This window comes from Kitasatospora paranensis, from assembly GCF_039544005.1.
Taxonomy (GTDB): domain Bacteria; phylum Actinomycetota; class Actinomycetes; order Streptomycetales; family Streptomycetaceae; genus Kitasatospora; species Kitasatospora paranensis.
In genome coordinates this window covers 760,305-781,268 of sequence record NZ_BAABKV010000001.1, presented here as the reverse complement: position 1 = coordinate 781,268, position 20,964 = coordinate 760,305, and the positions used below count along the sequence as shown (strand labels likewise).

Genomic DNA, 20,964 nt, shown 5'->3' with positions numbered 1-20,964 from the left:
CGGGACGGCCCGGGTCAGGTGATCAGGCGCTGCTCCTTGGCCGCCGCGACGGCGCCGGTGCGGGTGTCGACGCCGAGCTTGGCGTAGATCCGGCCCAGGTGCGTCTTGACGGTGGCCTCGCTCACGAACAGGGCGCGGGCGATCTCGCGGTTGCCCAGGCCCTGGGCCAGGTGGGTCAGGATGTCCTGCTCGCGAGGGGTCAGCCGCGGCCCGGGGTCCGCATCCGGGCCATCACCCGGGAGGCGACCGGCGGCGACAGGACGGTGCGGCCCTCGGCCGCGGCACGCACGGCGGTGAACAGTTCCTCGGGACGCTCGGCCTTGAGCAGGTAGCCGGTGGCGCCGGCGTCGATGGCGCGGGTGATGTCGGCGTCGGTGTCGTACGTGGTCAGGACCAGGACGTGCGGTGCGTCCGGACCGGCGGTGATCCGCCGGGTGGCCTCGATCCCGTCGATGCCCGCGCCCAGTTGGAGGTCCATCAGGACGACCTGGGGTGCCAGCCGCGCGGCGAGTACGACCGCCTCCTCGCCCGTGCCGGCCTCACCGACCACGGTGATGTCGCCCGCTCCGGCCAGCAGGGCCAGCAGCCCCGCGCGGACCACGGCGTGGTCGTCGCAGACCAGCAGCCGGATCGGGGCCGTCATGCCGTCCGCCGCTGCGCAGCGTGGCGTGCCGCGGGCCCGGCCCCGGCGGAGACCGGCGCCGGCGCGGGCGCGGAGTCCGGACGAGGAGCGGGGGCTGCGGAGGGGGCGGTGTGCAGCGGGATCGCCGCGGACAGGACCGTTCCCTCACCGGGAGCGGTCTCCACGGTGAGTGTGCCGCCGAGCTGGCGCAGCCGGGCGCGCATCGCGGGCAGGCCGTGTCCGCGGCCGGTACGGGCGTCGCCGCTCCCGGTGAAGCCGCGGCCGTCGTCGGCGACGTCGAGCACGGCCTGGTCGCCGAGGTAGGAGAGGGTCAGCACGGCCGTGGACGCCGCGGCGTGCTCGCGCACGTTGGCGAGCGCGCCCTGCGCGATGCGCAGCAGCGCGGCCTGCGCGCCGTCCGGCAGCGGCACCGGCGTGCCTTCGAGGTGGAAGCGGACCGGCAGGCCGCTCTCGGCGCCCTGGCGGCCGGCGAGGGAGCGCAGCGCCTGGTCGAGGCCATGGTCGGTCAGTTCGGCGGGCGCGAGGTCGTGGACGAAGCCGCGGGCCTCGGCGAGGTTGCGCGCGGCGACGGACGCGGCGGTGTGCACGTGCCGGCGGGCGGTGACCGGGTCGCCGTCCCAGACCAGGTCGGCGGCCTGGAGGAGCATCTGCTGACTGGACAGGCCCTGGGCGAGGGTGTCGTGGATCTCGCGGGCCAGCCGCTCGCGCTCGGCGAGGGTGCCCTCGCGGCGCTCGGTGGCCGCGAGGTCGCGGCGAGTGCGGACGAGGTCGTCGACCAGGGCACGCTGCCGGTCGTTCTGCCGCTGCATGGACAGGAACACGGCGGTGGCGAGCACGGCCACGGCCGGCGGCAGGACGAGCAGGGTCGGGTCCGCATCCGGCAGCCGGGCCTGTCCGACCGTGACCAGGGCGGTGAGGGTTGCCACGAGCGGGATCGCCGCCCGGGCGGGCAGGGTGCGCAACGCGGTGTAGAGGATCGGGACGGCGCACCAGGCGAAGCTCGGCGCCGCCACCACCAGGGTCGCCCAGAGCGCCGTCACCGCGCCCAGCACGGCGACCGCGGCCGTGCGGCCGCCGCGTGCCTCGCCGCCGGCGGACTTCGGCGGGACGCGGGACGACAGCCGGGAGCCGACAGGCTGGAGCACGGCGAGGGCTGCGGACAGCCCGACGACCCACGGCGCCGCGGCGGTGCGGCCGTGGTGACCGAGGTAGCGGACGAGCGAGGCGCCGAGCAGCAGCAGGAACACCCCGTCGAACACCAGCGCCAGCCGTCGCGCGTCGCGGCCCGCACCGTCCTTCGGGGTCGGCTGCACCGCGCCCTCCTCGTCCCGCTTCGTTCCCGTCACCGCTTGGTTCCCGTCACCGCATCATGTCCGCTCCGGGCGGCGTGCCCGTCACCGCGTCGACCTGCACCGACACCGGAATCCTCACCCGGACGCCCGCCGGACGCATCATCCGATCGGCTGACACGCCCGTCCTCCATGATGCCCGCGGAGACGGGCCACCGGGCCGACCGCCGACGGCCCGCACCGCCCGGAGGATCGAGGCATGGCCGGGCCACCAGGGCACCGGCCGGTGATCCGGGAGGAAGCGGACATGAGGAAGACGACAGTGCGGACCCGTGTGCTGGCCGGTGCGGTGGCGGTGGCGGCGCTGGGCACGGTGGCCGTCGGTGCGGTCTCCGCAGGCGCCGGCACCGGGTCGGGCGCGGCGACCGCCGTCCCGGTGGCCGCGGCGACGGCCGGGACCGCCGACCTGACCACCTCCGCGCACCTGTCGGTGGACGCCGCCACCCGCGCAGCCCGGGCAGCCCTGGAGGCGGCGCAGAAGAACGGGCAACGGGTGTCGGTCGCGGTGGTCGACCGCGACGGGAACACCGTCGTCGCGCTGTGGGGCGACGGAGCGGGCCCGCAGTCGCCCGAGTCCGCCCGGCGGAAGGCGTTCACCGCGGTGTCCTGGAACGCCCCCACCTCCGACCTCGCCAAGCGGCTGACCCAGTCGCCCGGCCTCAAGGACATCCCCGGCACGCTCTTCCTGGCCGGCGCAGTGCCGGTCACCGCGAAGGGGGCGCCGGTCGCCGCCGTCGGCGTGGCCGGCGCCCCCAGCGGTGACCTGGACGAGCAGTTCGCCCGCGCCGGGGCACAGGCCCTGTCCCGCTGACCCGGCGCGCGCACGCCGAAGCGCCGCCGCCCGGGCCGCCCCGATCCTGCCGGGGCGGCCCGGGCGACGTACCGGGTGGGCCCGGTCGCGGACCTGCGGCCGCTACAGCTGCCCGACGTGGCCCGGCCGGGCCTGGGCGGGCAGCTTGCCCGCCCTCGACCACGCCCACTGGAGCAGGACGACCGCCAGCATCAGGCCCACCACCGCGGCCTGGCCGAAGGAGACGAGCGACCCGCTGCGCAGCGCCCCCGAGAACGGCACCGCCAGCACGGGCACCGCCACGGCCGGACCCGCCGCGTACCAAGCGGCGAACACCGCGAGGCCGCTGCCGCCGCCCGCCACCTGCGACGAGCGGTACATCAGGTCGCGCCGGGCCGCCCCGCGGCAGGCGTTCACCAGCCCGGCCGCGACGAGCGCGGGAACGGCGACCGGCGCGAGCCAGGCCTCCGCTCCGCCACCGGCCGACATCACGACGGCGGAGCCGGCCGCCGCGAGCACCACGCCGAGCACGACGGGCACCACCGCGTGGCGCAGCATGAGCCCGGCGAACGGGAACGGGGACCACGAGGCCCGGCGCACGTCGTCCGTCTCGATCCGGGCCGGTTCGAGCAGCTGGGCGACGGCGAGGTAGCCGAAGATCAGAGCGACGGCCGTGACGGCCCAGGACAGCCCGCCCCGCGTCCCGTGCGCCAGCACCGCGCAGAGCTGCGCCGGTACGGTCAGCAGCACCGCGCGGCCGAGCCGCGCGGGCGCACGGAGCAGCGAGAGGGCGTCCCGCCAGAACACGATCAGCCAGGCCTGCCGGGGACGGGCAGCCGGACCCGGAACTGCCGACCGCTTCCGGACGCGCTGCTCACGGCCAGCCGCGCGGCCCGAAGTTCGACCGTCCGCAGGGCGGCGAGCACTCCGGCCGCCGTCCGGGCCCGCTCGCGCAGCAGGGCAGCGACACCGTGGACGCGGCCCGGTCGGCGAGCACCAGGCAGACCACGGTGGGCACGACCAGCAGGGCGGCGGCGACCCAGCCGCCCGGGACGGCGGCGGGCGTCGGCGCCAGCGCGGCGATCCCCGCCCAGCCCCACGGGCCGGACCACAGCTCCACCCGCTCCAGCCAGTGGACGGGGTGCCCCGCGACGGCGAGGGCGCTCTGCGCCGCCAGTGCCAGGATCAGCACGGTGACGTACGGGGTGAGCCTGCGCACCCAGGTGGCGGCCCGCGGGCTGCGCTGCACCAGCAGTCCGGCGCAGACGCCCAGCAGCGGCAGGCAGGCCGCACCGACCAGGCACCAGCCGAGGGCGGCCGGGAGGCCGACGCGGACGGTCAGTCCGAGGGTGACCATGCCGCCCACGGCGAAGACGAGCCCCGGGAAGAGGGCCAGCCCGCAGGAGAGCCAGAACCACGGCCGCAGGACCGGTCGGGGACGGACGGGGTGGGCGAGCAGCCAGTCGGTGGTGGCCCGTGGCGGTACGACCGGCCCGCGCCACAGTCCGTCGCGGACGGCGAGCAGGACGGTGGCGAGCCCGACCGCGGCGATGCCGCTGGGCATGGCGGCCAGCAGGTCGGGGCCGTGACCGGTGTAGTCGGCGCCCATCGACGCCTGGAGGAAGAGGCCGAGGCTGGGGATCCCGCCCCAGATGACCAGGATGAGCAGGGTGCAGTAGACCGCGAAGCCGACCTGCTTGGCGCGGTTGCGGCGGTGCGGTGCGCGCAGGGCGCGCAGCAGCGCCAGGGCCTCGGTGGTCCAGTCGTCGTCGTCCGTCCAGTCGGCGGCCCTCTCCTCGCCCTCGAAGTCCGCTTCGAAGTCCGCTTCGGCGTCGGTGGCGGCCGTGTCGGGAGCCTCGTCCGCTCGTGCGGCCGCGTTCGTCCCCGTGTCCTCGCCCTTGGCGGGGGCCGGCAGGCCGGCCACGACCTCGGGGCGGCTCACCGGGCGCCGGCCGGTGCGGCGCTGCCGCGGTTCGCGGCCTCGGCCGCCAGGACCTTGGCGGGGGCACCCTGCCGGACGATCCGGCCCTCCTCCAGCACCACCACCCGGTCGGCGATCTCCAGCGCGAGATCCGTGTGGTGCGTCACCAGAAGGACGGCCACGCCGTCGGCGAGCTCCGCGGTCAGCAGTTCGGCGAGCCGGCGGCGTGCCTCCGGGTCCAGGCGCTGCTCGGGCTCGTCGAGCAGCAGCAGGTCGCGGGGCCGGACAAGGGCGCAGGCCAGCAGCAGGGCCTGCATCTGGCCGGAGGAGAGGGCCGAGGGCAGCGCGTCGGCGCGCTCGGTGAGCATCCGGTTCTCCAGCACCTGCGCGACCCAGTCGGCGGCGTCGGCGACACCGTGCGCGACGGCGACCAGCAGGAGGTGCTCGCGCACCGTGAGGTCGGGATAGCAGGCGACCGTGTCGCCGACGACCGCGACCCTGGCCCGGATCCGCGGGTCGTTCTCGTTCATCGGCAGTCCGTCGAACCGCACCGTGCCCTTGGTCGGCAGGTCGCGGCCGGCCGCGACCCGCAGCAGGGTCGACTTGCCGGACCCGTTGTGACCGAGCAGGGCCACGCACTCCCCGGCGGCCAGGTTCAGGTCGACGGGGTGGAGCACCTCCCGGTCGCCGTACGAGCGGCTCACCCCGGTCAGCTGCAGCAGCGCCTTGCGCGCGGTGGCGCGCGGTCCGGCGGAGTTCTTGGCCATGTGGACGATGCCTCTCGACGAGCGGTTCGACCAAGTATGGACCTGTCGCACCCACGCACCGGCGCGGTGGTGGGACGCACTCCCGGAATAGCCTGTCCGGCGGGTACGACGGAGCGCTAAGGTCTGCCCGTTCGACCGATATTCGATCAAGGAGTGAAGTGAACGTCCGTCTGGCAGTGCACCTGCTCGTGTCGCTCGTGCTGGCCCTGGTGCTGGTCCTCACCGGACTGGCGCTCGGGGGTCCCCTCCTGGCGTTCCTCGGCTTCGTGCTGTGGTTCCTGCTGGAGGCGCTGATCAAGGCGCTGCTGCCGCCGTCCTTCCACCCCGGGATCGAGGGTGCGCAGACCACCTCGGCCGTCTACCGCGGCTGGGCGGCCCGGCTCGTGGCCGGCACCGCCCTGGGGAAGGGGCGGACCGTGGCGGGGGACGCCGCGCGGCTCGCGGCCGGTGTCCGGCTGTGCCTGCTGTCGTTCGGCGTGCGCGACGGCAGCCAGACCCTGGGATACCTGTTGCTGCAGCGGACGCCGGACGGTGCCACCGCCGTCGCCTGGCGAGGCCGCGGCAAGGGCCAGGTGATCCGGCCGATCGTCCCGGCGACGGCGACGTTCCTCCCGGGACGGGAGCAGCAGAACGCGTCCCAGGCCCGGCTGGGCTACCGGACGCCGGTGCAGTTCGGCGAGGACACGTACTGGCTGCGCGACCACGACGCCGAGCTCGCGCAGCTCGTCCTCGCCACGGAGAGCGCGACGGGGCCCGCCACGCCGCTCAACACCTGAGCCCGGCCGCCCGGCCCCGGCGCTCGGGGCCGGGGCCGCACGGCGGGACGATCGCCTGGGGCAGGGTCAGGTCCACTGCTCGGCAAGGGACTTCCCCGGCAGGGGCTTGCCGACCAGGGCCAGTGCGATGAAGAAGTTGACCTGGCCGATCGCGATCGTGAGGGTGGCCAGCGCCGTCGGGTCGTAGTGCCGGGCCGCCTCCGCGTACAGCTCGTCGGGAACGCGCTCGCCGTCCGCGGCCGGCAGCAGGACGGCCTCGACGAGCGCGAGCGCGACCCGCTCCGCCTCCGTGAAGTACGGGGCGTCCCGCCAGGACGCGACCGCGGCGATCCGCTCCTCGCTCTCGCCGGCCTTCCGCAGGTTGGCCGAGTGCATCACCGTCAGGTAGGTGTTGCCGACGATCTGGCCGGCCCGCAGGTGCACCAGGCCGATGGTGGCACGCGGCACGGACCGGTTGCCGGTGGCGCGGAAGAGCCACCCGCTCAGCTCCTTCAACTCCGGTACGAGTGCCGCCGGGTCGGACATCCGCGAGGTGCCCTGCTGCGCCGTGTCCGCGGTGCTGGTGCTCGTCCTGCTGTTCATGGCCGTGATCCCCTGCCGTTCGTCGATGCTGTCACTGCTCTGACGGACGGCGGCGGCCGGATGTGACGGGGCCGGACGACTGCTCCTGTCGGCCGCTCGCCCGGCGGGTCAGATGACGGCGAGCCGGCCCACCAGCAGCTCCACCCGCTGCTCGGCGTCCTCCCGCGGCAGCCGTCCGGCCCGGGTCAGGGTGGCCAGTCCGTGCAGGGCCGCCCAGACCACCTCGGTGAACAGCGCCGGGTGGACGCCGTCCCCGGCGACCTCGCCGAGGCTTTCCAGCAGGGCGGCGAAGGCGTCCTTCAACGGCTCCGGGGTGTCCTCGGCCGCGAAGGCCAGGCCGCCGTCGAGCTGGAACATGGCGTCGTAGACGGCCGGGTTGCGCTCGGCGAAGTCGAGGTAGGCGCGGGCGAGGGCGGTGACCCGGGCCCGGGGGCCGTCCGCGGCCGAGGTCGCGGCCCGCAGCGCCGCGGCCATCTCGGCAGCACCTTCGAGGGCGACGGCGCCGATGATCTCGCGCTTGCCGCGGAAATGGCTGTAGAGGACGGGCTGGCTGTACTCGATGCTCTCGGCGAGCCGACGGGTGGTGACCGCGTCCCAGCCATGCTCTTCGGCGAGTTCGCGGGCCGTCGCCACGATGAGGCGTTCGCGGCTCGCCCGCTCGCGCTGCTTGCGTTCCTGTACCGACATGACTCGATTCTAGCATCGCTAGACAAGTGAGCGACGGCAGCGCTAGCGTTACCTCATCATCTAGCAGTGCTAGATCCCAGGAGGGGTCATCATGCTCAACGCACTCGAGATCGTCACCACCGTGATAGTCGGCCTGATGGTCGGGGTGGAGTTCTCCGTCGCCTTCGTCATGAACCCGATCTTCAACGGACTCCCCGAGGACAGTGCCCAACTCGGCCGCGCCCACGGGGCCGGATGCTCGGCGCCGTGATGCCGGTCTGGTACATCGGCTCGCTCGTCCTGAGCGCGGTCTGGGCCGTCGCCGGACGGCATCACCACGGCGCCGGCCTCGTCGTCATCGCCGCCGCGCTGCTGATCCTCAGCGTGATCATGTCGATCCTGCTGCTCGTCCCGATCAACAACCGCAGCAAGACGTGGACGCCCGAGAACCGACCCGAGGACTGGAAGGAGCAGATGAACCGCTGGGACCGCTTCCACTACCTCCGCGTCGCCGTCATCATCGCCGCCTTCGCCCTGCTGGCCACCGCCCTCGCCTGAGCCCGTGGGCGCGCGAGGGGCCCGCCGCCGTCGGTGCGGCCGGCCCTCGCGGGCTGCCGGGACGGAGCCGGAGTCGGCGCTCCCCGTCGGCCGCCCTCCATGGTCAGCCGCCGCGGACGGCCGCCAGCACCTGAGGCCAGGCCGCCGCGCCGAGCGCCGCGTCGGCCTCGGGGGTGCCACCGTGGTCGAAGAGGGCGGACGGGGGCGGTGCCACCTCGCCGGGGAAGACGGTTCGATGGCCCGCGTCCGCCCGGGTGATCACGGTCGTCGTGCGGCCGGCCGCCGCGCGCCGCTCCGCGAGTTCGTGGGTGAAGCGCAGGGACGGCCACATCCGGTCCCCGCCGCCCGCGACCAGGACCAGCTCGGCCTCCGTCTTCTCCGCCGGGATGGCCGCGGCCGGGAGCCGGTCCGCGAACGCCGCGAGGCTGCGCTCGTACGAGCCGAGCACGGAGACCGGAGCGCCCGCAGGCTCCGCCGGCGCCCAGGATTCGTCGTAAGGGACGAAGGGCAGCGGCTGCCCCTGCCAGGTCCAGCTGGAACGGTACGGATGCTGCCGGCCGTCGTGGCCGGGACCGACGTTCGCCCAGACGACCGAGGTCGGGGCGAGCGCGATCACGGCATCGGCGCAGCCGGAGAGGAGGACACCAGGAGCGCGGCTTCGGCGCTCTTGGAGATGCCGAGAATGCTGAGGCGCTCGGCGCCGCGTTCGCGCAGCAGCCCGGTCGCGGCGACCAGGGTCTCCAGCGGGACTTCGCAGATGCCCGGCGGCTGCCCGGGGCCGCCGAACCACCGGACGGACACCGCGGTCACCCCGGCGCGGGCGAAGAGTCGGCACCGCTCACGCTCGATCCGGCCGCTCGACCCGGACAGCACCAGCACGCCTGCGCCGGCACGGCCTGCGGCCGGTTCGGCGACGAAGCCCTCCCAGGGGTCGGTGAGCCCGTACTCGACGATCTCGCCTGACACGACGTCAAACCCCCTGCGTGGAGCGCCCGAACTCGACAGTGGGAACCTACTGACCATCAGCCGACGACGGCAAGGGCCGCACTTCGACGCCCGGACTCACCGGTTCGCCGGGCCGGCCGAAGGCGGGTCGCGTCGCCGGCCGGCGCGGGCACACCGTGGCAGGGGCGGGGGAGGCAGTCAAGGCGTACCGGCGCGTACGTTTGTCACGATTCGGACCGCTACGGTCGGCAGGTATCGGGTCGCCCGTCGGCGGCAACGATTCGGTAACCGCGCTGGAGATGCCGGCCCCGCTGGTCAAGACTCTCGCCCATTCCCTCATTCGCCGATCACTCGCGCCAGGAATGCGCGTGATCGGTCGTCATCCGGCACCCGGCACGGTCCACGCGGAGGTTTGCGGAATCCCGCATTTCGCTTCCTCGTGGCCGTGCCGTGCGCTGCCCCCCATCGAAGGCGATCTCGACGTGGAACGACATCTGCTGCGCGTGTTACCTGCGACGCTGGCCTGCGCCATGGCGCTCACCGCCTGCTCGGCGGGCGGTTTCGGATCCGCGGGGTCCGTCACCATCAGGCTGGTCGCCGCGGACTACGGCGACAAGGAGTCGAACAGTTCCAAGCACTACTGGGACGACGTCACCTCCGCGTTCACCGCCGCCAATCCGGGAATCACGGTCGACGTCCAGGTCGTGAACTGGAACGACATCGACAGCCAGGTCAAGGAGATGATCCGGAGCGGCAACTCTCCGGACGTCCTGGAGACCGGCGGATATGCCGACAAGGTCGCAGGAGATCTGCTGTACAAGGCATCCGACGTGCTCTCGATCGGCACCCAGGCCAATCTCCTGGACAGCTTCTCCCGGGCCGGTCAGGTCGAGGGGATCCAGTACGGCATACCCTTCGTCTCCTCCGCCCGTGCCTTCTTCTACAACAAGGCGATCTTCGAGCGGGCCGGCATCGCGAAACCGCCCACCACCTGGGACGAGTTGAGACAGGACGCGGTGCTCATCAAGGCCAAGGTGCCGGGGAGCATTCCCTACGCGCTGCCGCTCGGCCCCGAGGAGAGCCAGGCCGAGACCATGATCTGGGAGCTCGGGAACGGCGGCGGATTCACCGACGAATCCGGACGCTACGCGCTGAACAGCCCGCAGGACATCGACACCTTCAGCTGGCTCAAGGCCAGACTCGTCGATCCCGGGCTCACGTACGCCGACCCGGCCCGGACCGACCGCAAGACCGCCTTCGCGGACTTCGCGGCGGGAAAGGCGGCCATGCTCGACGGCCACCCGTCGCTCGTCCAGATGTCGAAGGACGCCGGGATCGACTACGGCGTCACCCCCATCCCCGGGCGCGCCGGTCCGCTCAAGTCGACGCTCGGCGTGGCCGACTGGATGATGGCGTTCAAGGAGCGGGGCCACCGGAAGGAAATCAAGAAGTTCCTCGACTTCGTGTACTCCGAGGAGAACACCCTGAAATTCGACGAGACGTACAACCTGATGCCGGTCACCCATGACGCGTTGCTGGAGATGACCACCAACGGCAAGCACGAGGACCTCGCACCCTTCCTCGCCCTGCTCCCGCAGGCCACCTTCTACCCGCTGGGCGACACCAGTTGGGACGCGGTCTCGGCCGAGATCAAGAAGAGCGGCGGCGGTGCGATCAAGAACCCGGCCGGCGTGCTGGGGGATCTGCAGAAACGGGCGGACACCCTCCGCGCCCACTGACGGCGCATGGGCCGCGCCGCGGCGAGGTCCGATCGGGCCGGGCCTCGCCGCGCTCCACTGCCCTCGGGGTGTGCGGACGTCAGGGCCGGTCGGTGGGACGGCGGGCCGTCCACGTCCAGCGGGTGGAACGCACCGTGAGGTCGTCACGGTGGCGCACATCGAGCGCGCCGCCGTTCAGGACGGCGTCGAGCGCGCTCCTGTCCGCGGGGTCGAGGCGCCCGTCGAGGGCGTCCCGGACCCGGCCGAGCACCAGGTGGGCGTACTCTCCGGCGGCGGGCGGCAGTGGGGCGCGCAGCTCCAGGTCCTCGGTGTGCTCCGCCTCGACGGTCAGGCCCGCCGCGGTCAGCAGCGCCCCCCAGTCGGCACCGAGGTGCGGCACCTGGTCGGCGTGGAGCGCGGACAGTGCGTGACGGCAGCGTTCCTCCAGGCCGGGGCGGTCCGGCACCACGGCGTCGGGCAGGAAGCGCGGCATCCCGTCCATCTCGGCGACGGCCAGCAGCCCGCCCGGCCGCAGCGCCGCGCGGATCCCGTCGAGGGCCGCGGCCGGGTCGTCCAGGTGGTGGAGGGAGGCCGACGCCCACACGAGGTCCGCGCCGGTGATGCCGGGCAGGCCGCTTCCGGCATCCGCCTCCAGGGTGCTGACCCGGCTGCCCAGCCCCTTGGCCTGCGCCGTGCGCTCCAGCCCGGCCAACATGGCGGGCGAGCTGTCGACGGCAGTCACCCGGGCGCCGGGGAAGCGCTCCAGCAGGGCGAACGTCCCGGTCCCCGTCCCGGCCCCCAGGTCGACGATGTGCGTGACACCCCCGCCGGCCAGCCCGGCGAGCCGGCCGGTCACGGCAGTGAGGTACCCGCCGAACAACTCGGCGTCGAGGTCGAGAACCCGAGCCATGGCGCCCTCCGCCACGCCGTCCGAACCGTGCCGGTGGCCGTGCGAGTGGTCCTGCTCATGGTCGTGCCGGTGGCTGTGGGGCTCGGCGTGGGTCGGGGCGTCGGTGTGGGCGTGCGATGCGGGGTGTGCCATGAGCCCGATCGTACGGACCGATGCGTTGTGCGCACATCTTCTTGCGTAATGCGCAAGAAGATGGGGATTCGACAGCCGCGTGCGCAAGGCCGGCTCGGCGTAGGCGTTGCTGGCCTTCCCCCGGCGCGGGGCGAGCTCCCGCTCGACTGTCGGTGACGGCGGGCACGATCTCTTCATGGGAAGCATCTACGACTACTACGCGGCCGCCGACGACGTCCGGGCCCTGGCCGCCTTCCAGGACGGCCGTATCGACGACCTGTTCGGGACGGTGGGGATCAAGGGCACCGACCCGTACACGCTCCTCGGTACGGTCCAGGCCTTCCTGATGGGCGCGTCGGACGAGGAGATCAAGGCCGACCCGCGCTTCTGCACCCTGCTGAGTGATCCTCAGGACGACGGCCGCTGGCTGGTGTCGCTCCCGGACGCCCTGCGCGACGCACTCGCGTCGGCCACGAGCAGTCGCCTGGGCGAGGCCGCGACCGCCTGCACCCTCACCGAGGACGGCGCATGGCATGACGCGGAGCTGATCGCCGACTTCCTGGTGCGGCTCGCCGACCTGGCCCGCGATGCCGGGCAGCGGGCCCTGTACTGCGGCATGTCCCTGTAGGCAGGTGCAGAGCGCCGGCAGGGGATTCCCCGCACACGCCAGGCTGCAGGTGCCGGTCCGCAATGGCGTGGACAGGTTGAACGGGTGTCGGCGACACTTCGCCGCATGGCTTCTCTCGCGCGGCACCTGACCTTCGACTGTTCGGATGCCTACCGTCTTGCAGAGTTCTGGGCGGCCGTCCTCGACGGCTCCCTCGGCGACGACGACTTCCCGGGTGATCCCGAGGCGCTGGTCACGGCGCCCGGGTCGGCCCTGCTCTTCGTGACGGTACCGGACGCGAAAGCCGTGAAGAACCGGCTGCACCTGGACCTGCAGCCCCAGGACCGCTCGCGGGACGACGAGGTGCAGCGCATCCTCGTCCTGGGGGCCACGCTCGTGGGTGATCACCGCAAGCCGGACGGGACCGGCTGGGTGACGCTGGCCGACCCCGAGGGCAACGAGTTCTGCGTCGAACGCAGCGCTGCCGAGCGCGCACTGACCACCTGACAGGCTGCGGGCTCCGTGGCGATGTGCCGCGGGGCGTGGCCCCGGGCGACGCTGCTCTCGTGTGTGGCCGAGGCATTGTTCGCCCTGCTCCCCGAACTCGACCGGCGCCACCCGCGCTGCTGCCCTGAACTTCCTGGCCCGCCAGGCGTGGCGGGCCCGCGACAGCGACGACCGGTTCGGCGCGGCCCGCGTCTGGTGGCGGATCACCGGTGACGCGGACACCGCCGTGGACGTGCTGGTGCCGGAACTCGCGCCGCTCCGGGCCGGGGTGGCGGATCCGTTGGTGTTGCCGGTGGTTCGTCTGCTCGGCGCGATCGGCGGGCCTGCGGCCGCCGCCGTCCCGGTGCTCACCGCGGCCCGCGCCGCCGGGCGCCGTTACGGCGGCGACATCGTGCGCGACGAGGAGTTCTGCCTTGCGGTCGACACGGCCGTCGGGTCCATCGTCGGCGACACAGTGGCAGGCACGTCGTAGTCGCGCTCGCCCCACTGGCCCCGGCCGGGTCATGGCGGCCCGCGTCGGTGCCGATCGGGCGTGCCGTCGCCGGATCTCAGGGGCGGCCGACCCGGGAGAGGCAGAGGGTGTACGCCGTCGGGCCGCGGCGCAGGGCGACGGAGACCTCCGAACCGGGGTAGGTGTCGCAGACGTCGGGGTCGGAGGAGTCGAACCGGGCGACCACCCGGTAGTCGGCATCGGGGTCCGAGCAGGGCACGACCGTGATGTCGGGCAGGGCGGAGTCCTCGCCCCGGTGGAGGCAGTCGCCGACGGCGGCGTAGTCGGTGCTGGTCGTCGCGTCCCGCACGACGGTGCCGACGATCAGGACGGGCAGCAGGAGTCCGAGGAGCTCCACCCGCAGGAGCAGCGGACGGCCCGGCCGGAGGGGACACCCGGGCCGCCGGCCGGCGGGGCGAGTCGGCGCATCCTCGCCAGATTCACCAGATTGGCGACGATGACGACCGGGTTGACGACCAGGGAGACGATGCCCGTCCAGCCCTGCCACAACGTTCTGGCCGTCATGCTTCGGTGGAGCGCGACACCGCAGCTCCGGCAGAACGGTCCGTCGGCCCTGGGGAACCGCATCAGGACGAGGAATCCCTGATGGCCGCGGAAGGTCGCGTCCGCAGCCGGCGCCGACCCGCAGATGTCGCAGACCGGGCCGGGGCGCGGGGAGGTTCCGGGAAGTGTCGAACTCCCGGCGGACTTCGACGGCGTGGGCACGGACACGGGGGGATCTCCAGACGAACGGACAGCGGATGGATGGTACCGATCGGCGCCGACGGACCGCCAGGAGCGACCGAGGGACGGGCGATGGGGAGGTCGGGCGGTCCTCCTGTTCCGGGGCCGCGGACCGCAGACCCGGGGGCTCGTGGCAGCATGATCGGCTGCACCACCATCCCTCAGGAAGGCGCCGACGATGACCGCACCGACCGACTCCGTCGATCACGAACTGGTCCAGGCTGCGGCGCACGTCGCGGCCACTCGCTGCCGGGGCGACAACCACACCATGGCGGCCGCGGCCCGCAACCGGGACGGACGGATCGTCACTGCGGTGAACGCCCACCACTTCACCGGCGGACCGTGCGCGGAGCTGGTCCTCATCGGCACGGCCGCCGCCCAGGGCGCCTACGACCTGGACACCATCGTTGCCGTGGGTGACCGCGACCGAGGTGTGGTGCCCCCGTGCGGACGCTGCCGACAGGCCCTCCTTGACTACTTCCCGACCCTGAAGGTCATCGTCGGTGCACGTGACCGCCTCCGGACGGTCGCCATCGGCGACCTGCTGCCCGAGAGCTATGTCTGGGCGGATCACCAGCTCGATGCGGCGGAGACTGCACCGACCAGCCAGGGCTGACCCACCCCGTGCTCGTGGCGCGGCGGTCAGGGGCCGCCGCGCCACCGGTGCACTGATGTGGGGGCGGTGGGTCAGGTGGTGGTGCAGGTGACGGTGGGCCAGGTCCAGGTGCCGTTGGTTTGGATGGTGAGGCCCCAGTTGTTGCCGTTGCCGTTGGGTTTGGCGGTGAGGACCTGGGCGCTGGGGTAGGTGGCGGCGGTGTTCCAGGTGGAGAGGATCTTCTCGGGGGTGGGGAGGTTCATGGTGACGGTCCAGTTGCTGGAGCCGGTGACGGCGACGTTGAGGTTGTAGCGGTCGCTCCACTGCTGGCCGGCGGAGAGCGTGGCGGTGCAGCCGCTGCCGCCACCCGTTCCGCCGCCGGTGCCGCCGCCGTCGGGGGCGACGGCGCGGCCGGTCTGCGGGGAGATCATGCCGGCGCACAGACCGCGGGCGGCCAGGCCCTGCGCGATGCGGGGGATCGCGGCGAGCGTGTTGGCCGGCCATTCGTGCATGAGGATGATCTGCCCGTTGGTGAGTCGGGCGTTGGCCTGCACGATGGCATCCGTGGTGGCGCCGTTCCAGTCCTGCGAGTCGACGTCCCAGATGATCTGCGTGAGGCCGTACTTCGCCTCCACCGCCTGCAGGGTCGCGTTGGTCTCACCGTAGGGCGGGCGGAACAACTTCGGGGTGCCGCCGCCGGCACCGGCGATCGCCTGCTGCGTCCGGGAGACCTCGGAGTCGATCTGCGCCTGGGTCTCCTGGATCAGGTGCGGGTGGGTGTAACTGTGGTTGCCGACCCACATACCGGCGTTGATCTCGGCCTGGACCTGGGCCGGGTAGGCGGCCGCGTACTGGCCCTCGTTGAACATCGTGGCGCGCAGCCCGTTCTGCTTGAGCGCGTTGAGCAGGCCGGGCGTGTGGTCGTTGGACGGTCCGTCATCGAAGGTGAGGCCGACGTAGCCGCTGCAGGTCGCGGCATGCGACGGGGTGGCCTCGACGGTCGAGGTGACGGCGCCGGCCAGGGCGAGTGCGGCGACGGTCAGTCCCGTGACCAGGGAGCGCAGCGAGAGCGGGGTGGGGTTCGCATGCGGGGTGGGTTCTCCTCCTGCCGGGTGCCACCCGACCGTGGTCGGGTGGCACCCGGCGGCCGTGGCCCGGGTATCCCGGGGCTCTGACGTTGGGGGGCGATGGTGCGGAGGTGGGTGCCTGGGTGCAGAAGGCCGTGGGTGTGGGGGCGGTGGGTCAGGTGGTGGTGCAGGTGACGGTGGGCCAGGTCCAGGTGCCGTTGGTCTGGATGGTGAGGCCCCAGTTGTTGCCGTTGCCGTTGGGTTTGGCGGTGAGGACCTGGGCGCTGGGGTAGGTGGCGGCGGTGTTCCAGGTGGAGAGGATCTTCTCGGGGGTGGGGAGGTTCATGGTGACGGTCCAGTTGGTGGAGCCGGTGACGGCGACGTTGAGGTTGTAGCGGTCGCTCCACTGCTGGCCGGCGGAGAGCGTGGCGGTGCAGCCGCCGCTGCCGCTGCCGCCACCCGTTCCGCCGCCGGTGCTGCCCCCGCCGGACGAAGTGCCCAGCGTGATGTTGGAGTTGCCGCTGCTCTGGTAGCCCTCGGTCGCGAGGATCATGTAGTTGAAGGTGCCCAGGTTCATGCCGTGGCTTGCCCACGCGTCGAAGTGGTTGCCGGTGGTGATGGTGCCGCCGGTGCGCTTGGACTGCCGGACGCTCCAGTACTGGTTGAACGTCGCGGTGCCCTGGATGGAGGGGGCGTTGGTGCGGGTCGTCTCGTAGATGTCGTAGGTGCCGCCGTCACTGGTGACGGTGCCCTTGTACGTCCCGGTGGGCTTGTAGGTGCCGTAGTTGTCGACGATGTAGTACTCGACCAGCGGGTTGGTCGTCCATCCGTAGAGCGACAGGTACGCGTTGCCGGACGGGTTGAACGTGCCGGAGTAGTTCACGGCCTGGCGGCCGCCGGTGGCCCAGCCCTTCCCGGCGACGAAGTTGCCGCTGTTGCTCCAGGACGTGCTGTAGTTCCCGCCGGCTCCCAGGTTCATCGAGACGGACCCGCCGCCGTCGGTCCAGTACGAGTAGTAGTAGCCGTTGTTGGTGCCGGTCTGGTTCGAGGAGACGACGGTGTCGGCGTTGGCCGTACCGGGCGTGATCATCGCGACCACGGCCACCAGCGCCAGGACGCAGGCGCTGCTGACGATCGAGCGGAGGCGGCCGAGCGGGCCGGATCGGGCGGGCCCACGGCGCCTGGGCCGGTTGGGGGTTCGGTTCATGAGGGTGCTTCCTCCTGGTGAGGTGGGTGGGGGACCGGGTGGGGCGGCGCCACCCGGGCGGGGCTGTCGGAGCCCGGGGATGACAGCGATCGCACGTCGGCGTGGGGCAACGCGGCAGGGGTCGGCCGGTGGTCGTGCCGTCGCCGAACGGACGGCCGGGTCGTGGTGGTGACCCGGACCGGCCCTGGCTGAGGACTGTCAACGGCGAACAGTGTTGATCCGGCCTGTCGGGGTGTCAATACTTTCGGCAGGAGCAGCGAAAGTATCGGCCCGCCCAAGTGCCTTGTCGGGCAAAATAGTTGCAGCTCAATGACGCGGCAGGTCGTGGAGGTCTGAAATCGCCCGATGAAATCGAGAGGAGGGGATCAAGGGCTCGATCGATGCAAGCGAAATGTTTCGAGGCCCGGTGTTCCGAAGTCGGGCCGGAACGCGAACGAGGGGGCGAGGGACCGATGGTCCCTCGCCCCTCGCGGGTGCAGGTGTTGCGCGCGACCGCCCTGCCGGGCGGACTCAGCTCAGCGTGAACTTCTGCGCCGTGCTGCCGTTGCAGTCCCAGATCTGGAGGCGGGTGCCGTTGGCGGTGGCGCCGCTGGGCGAGTCGAGGCAGCGCCCCGACTGCGGGTTGACCAGCGAGCCGTCGGCCTGCTGGTTCCAGACCTGGCCGCCCGCGCCGTTGCAGTCCCACAGTTCGACCTGGGTGCCGTTGGCCGTGCCGTTGCCGTTGATGTCGAGGCAGCGGCCGAGCGTCCTGAGCGAGCCGTTGGCGTTGTGATACCAGTGCTGGTCGACCGCGTAGGACTGGCAGTCCCACAGCTGAACGGCCGTGCCGTTGACGCCCGAGTCGTCCGCCGCGACGTCGACGCACTTGCCGCCCGGGGCGGCGATCGGGGAGCCGCCGTTGACGGCGAACTTCTGCGCCGCGCTGCCGTTGCAGTCCCAGATCTGGAGGCGGGTGCCGTTGGCGGTCGCGCCGCTGGGCGAGTCGAGGCAGCGCCCCGACTGCGGGTTCAGCAGCGAGCCGTCGGCCTGCTGGATCCACTTCTGGCCGCCGACGCCGTTGCAGTCCCACAGCTCGACCTGGGTGCCGTTGGCCGTGCCGTTGCCGTTGATGTCGAGGCACCGCCCGATGGTGGCGAGTGAGCCGTTGGCGTTGTGCGTCCAGTGCTGGTCCTCGGCGTAGGACTGGCAGTTCCACAGCTGGACGCCGGTGCCGTTGACGCCGGTGTCGTCGGCGCCGACGTCGACGCACTGGCCGCCCGGGCCGGTGATCGTCCCCTGCGGGCCGTTGGGGACGTTCGTCTGGCCGGAGTACCCGACCGAGACGATGTTCGCCTGGACGGCGTTCTCCGCGGCGTCGGTCGGGTAGCCGGAGACCATCACGCCCTCGAAGAACGTGCCCATGTTCCAGTTGCTGTTATCGCCGCCGGTGCCCAGGATGATGCCGCCCTCCTGGTGCATCGGCAGATAGCCGCCGCGGGTCGGCAGCGAGCCGTTCCACCAGGTGCTCAGCGCGCCGGACTGCGAGTTGCCGCCCTTGAGCGCATAGGTGGTCTGGCCGTTGTTCTTCAGGACGGCGGTCACGAACGGGCTGTTGTTGCCGGTGTTCGCGGTGTTGGAACCGTTGTTGCCCTGGAACATGCCGTTCTCGAGGTCGGCCTCGATCCACGGGCCCGATCCGGTGCAGGGCGCGAAGTAGCAGGTGGTCGCGATGCTCACCGCGTCCATGTGGCCGTTGCCGGTGTCGGCGGCGGTGCTCTCCGCGTTGCCGTAGTCGAAGCAGCAGGCGGATCCGACGTGGGTGCCGCTGGCCACCATGTAGGCGCCCTCGGCCTGGCCGTTGACGGCGACGCCGGCCGCCGCACCGTGCGACCGGTAGCCGACGCCGGGGAGATCCAGATGCCGTACGCCTTGTGGCCGCCGGCCGTCACGGCGATCTCGCTCGCGTCCGCTCCGCGGTCGGCGCCCATGCCGGCCGTGCCCGCGGGGCCGGGGTAGAGGTCGTTGTGCCGGGCGGTCTGGTCGTAGACCTTGCCGATCCGACAGGTGGTGTTGGCGCAGAACGCGTCCTGCTGGGCGGCGTTGACGTAGCCGCCCTGGGCCAGCAGGCCGATGTCCGCGGTGGCGCCGTCCGAGGCGCGGGTGACCTGGTAGAGCGGGCCGCTGTACGAGGAGAGGACGGCACGCACGGTGCTGTGCGCGGCAACGCAGGGTGTCCCGGCGTTGCCGTAGATGTCGCACGGCAGTGAGCCGGCGGCCTGCGACACGCCGGGTATGGCGATCAGGGCCCCGAGCAGGAGCCCGAGGGTCGCCACGGCCGACAGCAGGGACCGCCGGAGTCGACGGGCCGGGCCGATCACGCTGAACCGTAAGGCTGTTGACGCACCGTCAAGTGTCCTTCTGCGCATGCTGTGCTCCTGGTGGGTGGGGGTGGGAGCTCGAACTCGTCTGCGCAGCGGCTTAGTTCACGCTGTGCGACGCTTGCCCGAAGGTACGCCGCATGGTCGATCAGGTCAATATTTGTTGCTTTTATTTTCCTCGGCCCGTGAGGATATGTCCGAACCTGTTTCCTTTCCGGGGTCCTCGGGGCGTCGGCAGCGGGCTCAGCCGGCGTTCCCGATCCGCAGGACCTCGGCGGAGGCAGGGCCCGCGGCGTCGGCGCCGAACCCGCCGCCCTCCACCTCGGTCGCCACCGCGAGATCGCCGCGGTAGCAGGCGAACCAGCTGTTGGTGGGGGCGTTCGGTGCGCCGACCTCGGCGGTGCCGGTCTTGGCGCCGATGTCGCCGTCGAGCCCCGCCATCGCCTGGGCGGCGGTGCCGTTCCCGCGGGTGGCGGCGTTCATCAGTGCCTTGAGTGCCGCGTCGGTGCCCGCCGCCAACTGCCGCTTGGCCGCCGGCTGGGGAGGTCGGCGACGAGGATCGGCTGCCGGAAGGTGCCGCTCTGGACGGTGGCCGCCACGGAGGCCATGGCGAGGGTGTTCATGGTGACGGTGCCCTGGCCGATGTACTGCGCGGCCGTGGCGTTGGTGCCGTCGGCCGGAGGCGGGATCCGGCCGTCGGTGTTGGTCAGGCCGGTCTTCCAGCCGGGGCTGCCGCTGATGCCGAAGACGTCGGCGGCCTCGGCCTCGAGCGCGCCCGGCTTCAGGGTGGCCATCGCCTGCCCGATGAACGCCGTGTTGCACGAGATCGCGAAGTCCTGGGCCAGCGTGTAGTCCTCGTGGGGCTCCGGGAAGTCGTTCTTGTAGGTCTGTCCGTTGACCACCTTCGTCGCCGGGCAGGGCACGGGCGAGTCGGGGGTCAGTCCCGCCTCCAGGAGGGCGGCCGACACGATGATCTTCAGGGTGGAGCCGGGGGCGGTGGCCCCCTGGAAGGCCCGGTTGAAGCCGCCCGCAGGCGCGTTGGCGACCGCCAGCACATGGCCGGTGCTGGGTTCGATCGCGACCATGGAGGCGTTGTGCGTCCCGCCGCCGGCCTGGGCGGCGACCGCTTGCTCCGCGGCACGCTGCAGGTCGGCGTCGAGAGTGAGCCGCAGCGGCGGGCCGGCCTTCGGCGCGGCGATGGTGAAGAGGCTCTCCGGCCTGCCCTGACCGGAGTCCTTGGTGATCACCACGCTGCTGCCGGCGGAGCCGTCGTCCGGCGCGCCGGCGGGCAGTGGCCGCGAGGCGCTGAACTGTCCGAGCAGCGGGGCGAGCGAGGGGAGACCGGTCAGCGGCTTGCCGTGGCGGTCCGTCACCGAGGTCGGGACCGCCGAGTTCCGCTGCACGGTGATGCTCTCACCGGCCGTCAGCCGCGGGTGGATCACGCCGGGATCCCAGTGGACTGCGGCCTTGCCGTCGCTCATCCGCACCATGCCGATCCGGCCGTCGTAGGACCACGCGGTCGGGGCCGCGGCGAAGCGGACCTGCGCGGTGAAGCCCTCCACGACCTGGTGCACGGTGGTGTTCGGGCCGGGCGAGGACGGTGCGGCAGGCGGTGCGGCAGGCGGTGCGGCGGGCGGTGCGGAGACCTGCCCCG

At 72.6% G+C, this 20,964-nt stretch carries 21 protein-coding genes and 4 pseudogenes; 8 read left to right on the top strand and 17 right to left on the bottom strand.

The genetic code is table 11. The annotated features are described in order from the left end of the window. Positions 1-14: 14 nt before the first annotated feature. Both ABEB13_RS04070 and ABEB13_RS04065 read right to left on the bottom strand, forming a co-directional pair. Positions 15-643 (bottom strand): annotated as a pseudogene (locus ABEB13_RS04070) (response regulator). Further along, positions 640-1,989 (bottom strand): sensor histidine kinase, encoded by a 1,350-nt coding sequence (locus ABEB13_RS04065; protein WP_380231985.1) that lies wholly within the window; start codon positions 1,987-1,989, stop codon positions 640-642. The pseudogene ABEB13_RS04070 and the gene ABEB13_RS04065 overlap by 4 nt, the downstream one beginning before the upstream one ends. A gap of 250 nt (positions 1,990-2,239) precedes the next feature. On the opposite strand from ABEB13_RS04065, the gene ABEB13_RS04060 reads away from it, so the two are divergent. Beyond that, positions 2,240-2,803, top strand: coding sequence for a GlcG/HbpS family heme-binding protein (locus tag ABEB13_RS04060; RefSeq protein ID WP_345704312.1), 564 nt, complete (start codon positions 2,240-2,242; stop codon positions 2,801-2,803). A gap of 102 nt (positions 2,804-2,905) precedes the next feature. Here ABEB13_RS04060 and ABEB13_RS04055 read toward each other — a convergent pair whose 3' ends face one another. The 3 genes from ABEB13_RS04055 to ABEB13_RS04045 form a co-directional block, all read right to left on the bottom strand. Beyond that, a complete protein-coding gene (locus ABEB13_RS04055; protein WP_345704311.1) occupies positions 2,906-3,589 on the bottom strand; it encodes a hypothetical protein in 684 nt (227 codons plus the stop codon). Positions 3,590-3,656: 67 nt separating this feature from the next. Further along, positions 3,657-4,724, bottom strand: coding sequence for a hypothetical protein (locus ABEB13_RS04050; RefSeq protein WP_345704310.1), 1,068 nt, complete (start codon positions 4,722-4,724; stop codon positions 3,657-3,659). Next, entirely contained in the window at positions 4,721-5,470 is a 750-nt protein-coding gene (locus ABEB13_RS04045) for an ABC transporter ATP-binding protein (RefSeq protein WP_100892110.1), read from the bottom strand. Before ABEB13_RS04045 ends, ABEB13_RS04050 begins: the two co-directional genes overlap by 4 nt. A 158-nt stretch (positions 5,471-5,628) precedes the next feature. On the opposite strand from ABEB13_RS04045, the gene ABEB13_RS04040 reads away from it, so the two are divergent. Continuing rightward, on the top strand, positions 5,629-6,246 hold the full coding sequence (locus ABEB13_RS04040; protein ID WP_345704309.1) for a hypothetical protein: 618 nt from the start codon (positions 5,629-5,631) through the stop codon (positions 6,244-6,246). A gap of 66 nt (positions 6,247-6,312) precedes the next feature. Here ABEB13_RS04040 and ABEB13_RS04035 read toward each other — a convergent pair whose 3' ends face one another. Then, the gene (locus ABEB13_RS04035; protein ID WP_345704308.1) at positions 6,313-6,828 is read right to left on the bottom strand and encodes a carboxymuconolactone decarboxylase family protein; all 516 of its coding nucleotides are present in this window, start codon (positions 6,826-6,828) and stop codon (positions 6,313-6,315) included. Between the two features lie 108 nt (positions 6,829-6,936). Further along, entirely contained in the window at positions 6,937-7,515 is a 579-nt protein-coding gene (locus tag ABEB13_RS04030; RefSeq protein WP_345704307.1) for a TetR/AcrR family transcriptional regulator, read from the bottom strand. Positions 7,516-7,606: 91 nt separating this feature from the next. Between ABEB13_RS04030 and ABEB13_RS04025 the strand changes: the two are divergent. Next, positions 7,607-8,052: pseudogene (locus ABEB13_RS04025) on the top strand (anthrone oxygenase family protein). Between the two features lie 103 nt (positions 8,053-8,155). On the opposite strand, the gene ABEB13_RS04020 reads toward ABEB13_RS04025, so the two are convergent. Together ABEB13_RS04020 and ABEB13_RS04015 are read right to left on the bottom strand one after the other, a co-directional pair. Beyond that, the gene (locus ABEB13_RS04020) at positions 8,156-8,668 is read right to left on the bottom strand and encodes an acyl-CoA thioester hydrolase/BAAT C-terminal domain-containing protein (protein ID WP_345704306.1); all 513 of its coding nucleotides are present in this window, start codon (positions 8,666-8,668) and stop codon (positions 8,156-8,158) included. Beyond that, the gene (locus ABEB13_RS04015) at positions 8,665-9,018 is read right to left on the bottom strand and encodes a hypothetical protein (RefSeq protein WP_345704305.1); all 354 of its coding nucleotides are present in this window, start codon (positions 9,016-9,018) and stop codon (positions 8,665-8,667) included. Before ABEB13_RS04015 ends, ABEB13_RS04020 begins: the two co-directional genes overlap by 4 nt. 461 nt (positions 9,019-9,479) lie before the next feature. On the opposite strand from ABEB13_RS04015, the gene ABEB13_RS04010 reads away from it, so the two are divergent. Beyond that, complete coding sequence (locus ABEB13_RS04010; RefSeq protein ID WP_465262247.1) at positions 9,480-10,736, top strand: extracellular solute-binding protein; 1,257 nt, start codon at positions 9,480-9,482, stop codon at positions 10,734-10,736. Positions 10,737-10,815: 79 nt separating this feature from the next. Here the strand turns inward: ABEB13_RS04010 and ABEB13_RS04005 are convergent, their stop codons facing one another. Further along, positions 10,816-11,757, bottom strand: coding sequence for a methyltransferase (locus tag ABEB13_RS04005; protein WP_345704304.1), 942 nt, complete (start codon positions 11,755-11,757; stop codon positions 10,816-10,818). 175 nt (positions 11,758-11,932) lie between these two features. On the opposite strand from ABEB13_RS04005, the gene ABEB13_RS04000 reads away from it, so the two are divergent. The 3 genes from ABEB13_RS04000 (at position 11,933) to ABEB13_RS03990 (ending at position 13,322) form a co-directional block, all read left to right on the top strand. Beyond that, the gene (locus ABEB13_RS04000; RefSeq protein ID WP_345704303.1) at positions 11,933-12,364 is read left to right on the top strand and encodes a hypothetical protein; all 432 of its coding nucleotides are present in this window, start codon (positions 11,933-11,935) and stop codon (positions 12,362-12,364) included. A gap of 105 nt (positions 12,365-12,469) precedes the next feature. Next, entirely contained in the window at positions 12,470-12,850 is a 381-nt protein-coding gene (locus tag ABEB13_RS03995; protein ID WP_345704302.1) for a VOC family protein, read from the top strand. 61 nt (positions 12,851-12,911) lie between these two features. Continuing rightward, the gene (locus ABEB13_RS03990) at positions 12,912-13,322 is read left to right on the top strand and encodes a hypothetical protein (protein ID WP_345704301.1); all 411 of its coding nucleotides are present in this window, start codon (positions 12,912-12,914) and stop codon (positions 13,320-13,322) included. Positions 13,323-13,398: 76 nt separating this feature from the next. On the opposite strand, the gene ABEB13_RS03985 is transcribed toward ABEB13_RS03990, so the two are convergent. Continuing rightward, on the bottom strand, positions 13,399-13,698 hold the full coding sequence (locus tag ABEB13_RS03985; RefSeq protein WP_345704300.1) for an LppU/SCO3897 family protein: 300 nt from the start codon (positions 13,696-13,698) through the stop codon (positions 13,399-13,401). Next, positions 13,665-13,865, bottom strand: a complete 201-nt coding sequence (locus ABEB13_RS03980) for a hypothetical protein (RefSeq protein ID WP_345704299.1) — start codon at positions 13,863-13,865, stop codon at positions 13,665-13,667. The genes ABEB13_RS03985 and ABEB13_RS03980 overlap by 34 nt, the downstream gene beginning before the upstream one ends. Positions 13,866-14,262: 397 nt before the next feature. Here ABEB13_RS03980 and ABEB13_RS03975 point away from each other — a divergent pair, with 397 nt between their 5' ends. Continuing rightward, positions 14,263-14,700, top strand: a complete 438-nt coding sequence (locus ABEB13_RS03975; protein ID WP_345704298.1) for a cytidine/deoxycytidylate deaminase family protein — start codon at positions 14,263-14,265, stop codon at positions 14,698-14,700. A gap of 71 nt (positions 14,701-14,771) precedes the next feature. Here ABEB13_RS03975 and ABEB13_RS03970 read toward each other — a convergent pair whose 3' ends face one another. The 5 genes and pseudogenes from ABEB13_RS03970 to ABEB13_RS03950 form a co-directional block, all read right to left on the bottom strand. Then, positions 14,772-15,743, bottom strand: coding sequence for a polysaccharide deacetylase family protein (locus ABEB13_RS03970; RefSeq protein ID WP_425559950.1), 972 nt, complete (start codon positions 15,741-15,743; stop codon positions 14,772-14,774). 178 nt (positions 15,744-15,921) lie between these two features. Further along, positions 15,922-16,953 carry a glycoside hydrolase family 11 protein gene (locus ABEB13_RS03965; RefSeq protein WP_345704297.1) on the bottom strand — a complete coding sequence of 344 codons (1,032 nt, stop codon included), beginning with the start codon at positions 16,951-16,953 and terminating at the stop codon, positions 15,922-15,924. Positions 16,954-17,463: 510 nt separating this feature from the next. Further along, the gene (locus ABEB13_RS03960) at positions 17,464-18,330 is read right to left on the bottom strand and encodes a ricin-type beta-trefoil lectin domain protein (RefSeq protein ID WP_345709526.1); all 867 of its coding nucleotides are present in this window, start codon (positions 18,328-18,330) and stop codon (positions 17,464-17,466) included. Continuing rightward, positions 18,319-19,358, bottom strand: a pseudogene (locus tag ABEB13_RS03955) (arabinofuranosidase catalytic domain-containing protein); the annotation flags it as partial. The gene ABEB13_RS03960 and the pseudogene ABEB13_RS03955, both read right to left, overlap by 12 nt. A gap of 195 nt (positions 19,359-19,553) precedes the next feature. Further along, positions 19,554-20,395: pseudogene (locus ABEB13_RS03950) on the bottom strand (penicillin-binding transpeptidase domain-containing protein). Positions 20,396-20,964: the final 569 nt, after the last annotated feature.

Coding starts and splice junctions, on each gene's coding strand:
- ABEB13_RS04060 (WP_345704312.1), top strand. CDS start 2,240: ATGAGGAAGACGACAGTGCGGACCCGTGTGCTGGCCGGTGCGGTGGCG.
- ABEB13_RS04045 (WP_100892110.1), bottom strand. CDS start 5,470: ATGGCCAAGAACTCCGCCGGACCGCGCGCCACCGCGCGCAAGGCGCTG.
- ABEB13_RS04035 (WP_345704308.1), bottom strand. CDS start 6,828: ATGAACAGCAGGACGAGCACCAGCACCGCGGACACGGCGCAGCAGGGC.
- ABEB13_RS04030 (WP_345704307.1), bottom strand. CDS start 7,515: ATGTCGGTACAGGAACGCAAGCAGCGCGAGCGGGCGAGCCGCGAACGC.
- ABEB13_RS04005 (WP_345704304.1), bottom strand. CDS start 11,757: ATGGCACACCCCGCATCGCACGCCCACACCGACGCCCCGACCCACGCC.
- ABEB13_RS04000 (WP_345704303.1), top strand. CDS start 11,933: ATGGGAAGCATCTACGACTACTACGCGGCCGCCGACGACGTCCGGGCC.
- ABEB13_RS03995 (WP_345704302.1), top strand. CDS start 12,470: ATGGCTTCTCTCGCGCGGCACCTGACCTTCGACTGTTCGGATGCCTAC.
- ABEB13_RS03980 (WP_345704299.1), bottom strand. CDS start 13,865: ATGACGGCCAGAACGTTGTGGCAGGGCTGGACGGGCATCGTCTCCCTG.
- ABEB13_RS03975 (WP_345704298.1), top strand. CDS start 14,263: ATGACCGCACCGACCGACTCCGTCGATCACGAACTGGTCCAGGCTGCG.
- ABEB13_RS03965 (WP_345704297.1), bottom strand. CDS start 16,953: ATGAACCGAACCCCCAACCGGCCCAGGCGCCGTGGGCCCGCCCGATCC.
- ABEB13_RS03960 (WP_345709526.1), bottom strand. CDS start 18,330: ATGGTCTCCGGCTACCCGACCGACGCCGCGGAGAACGCCGTCCAGGCG.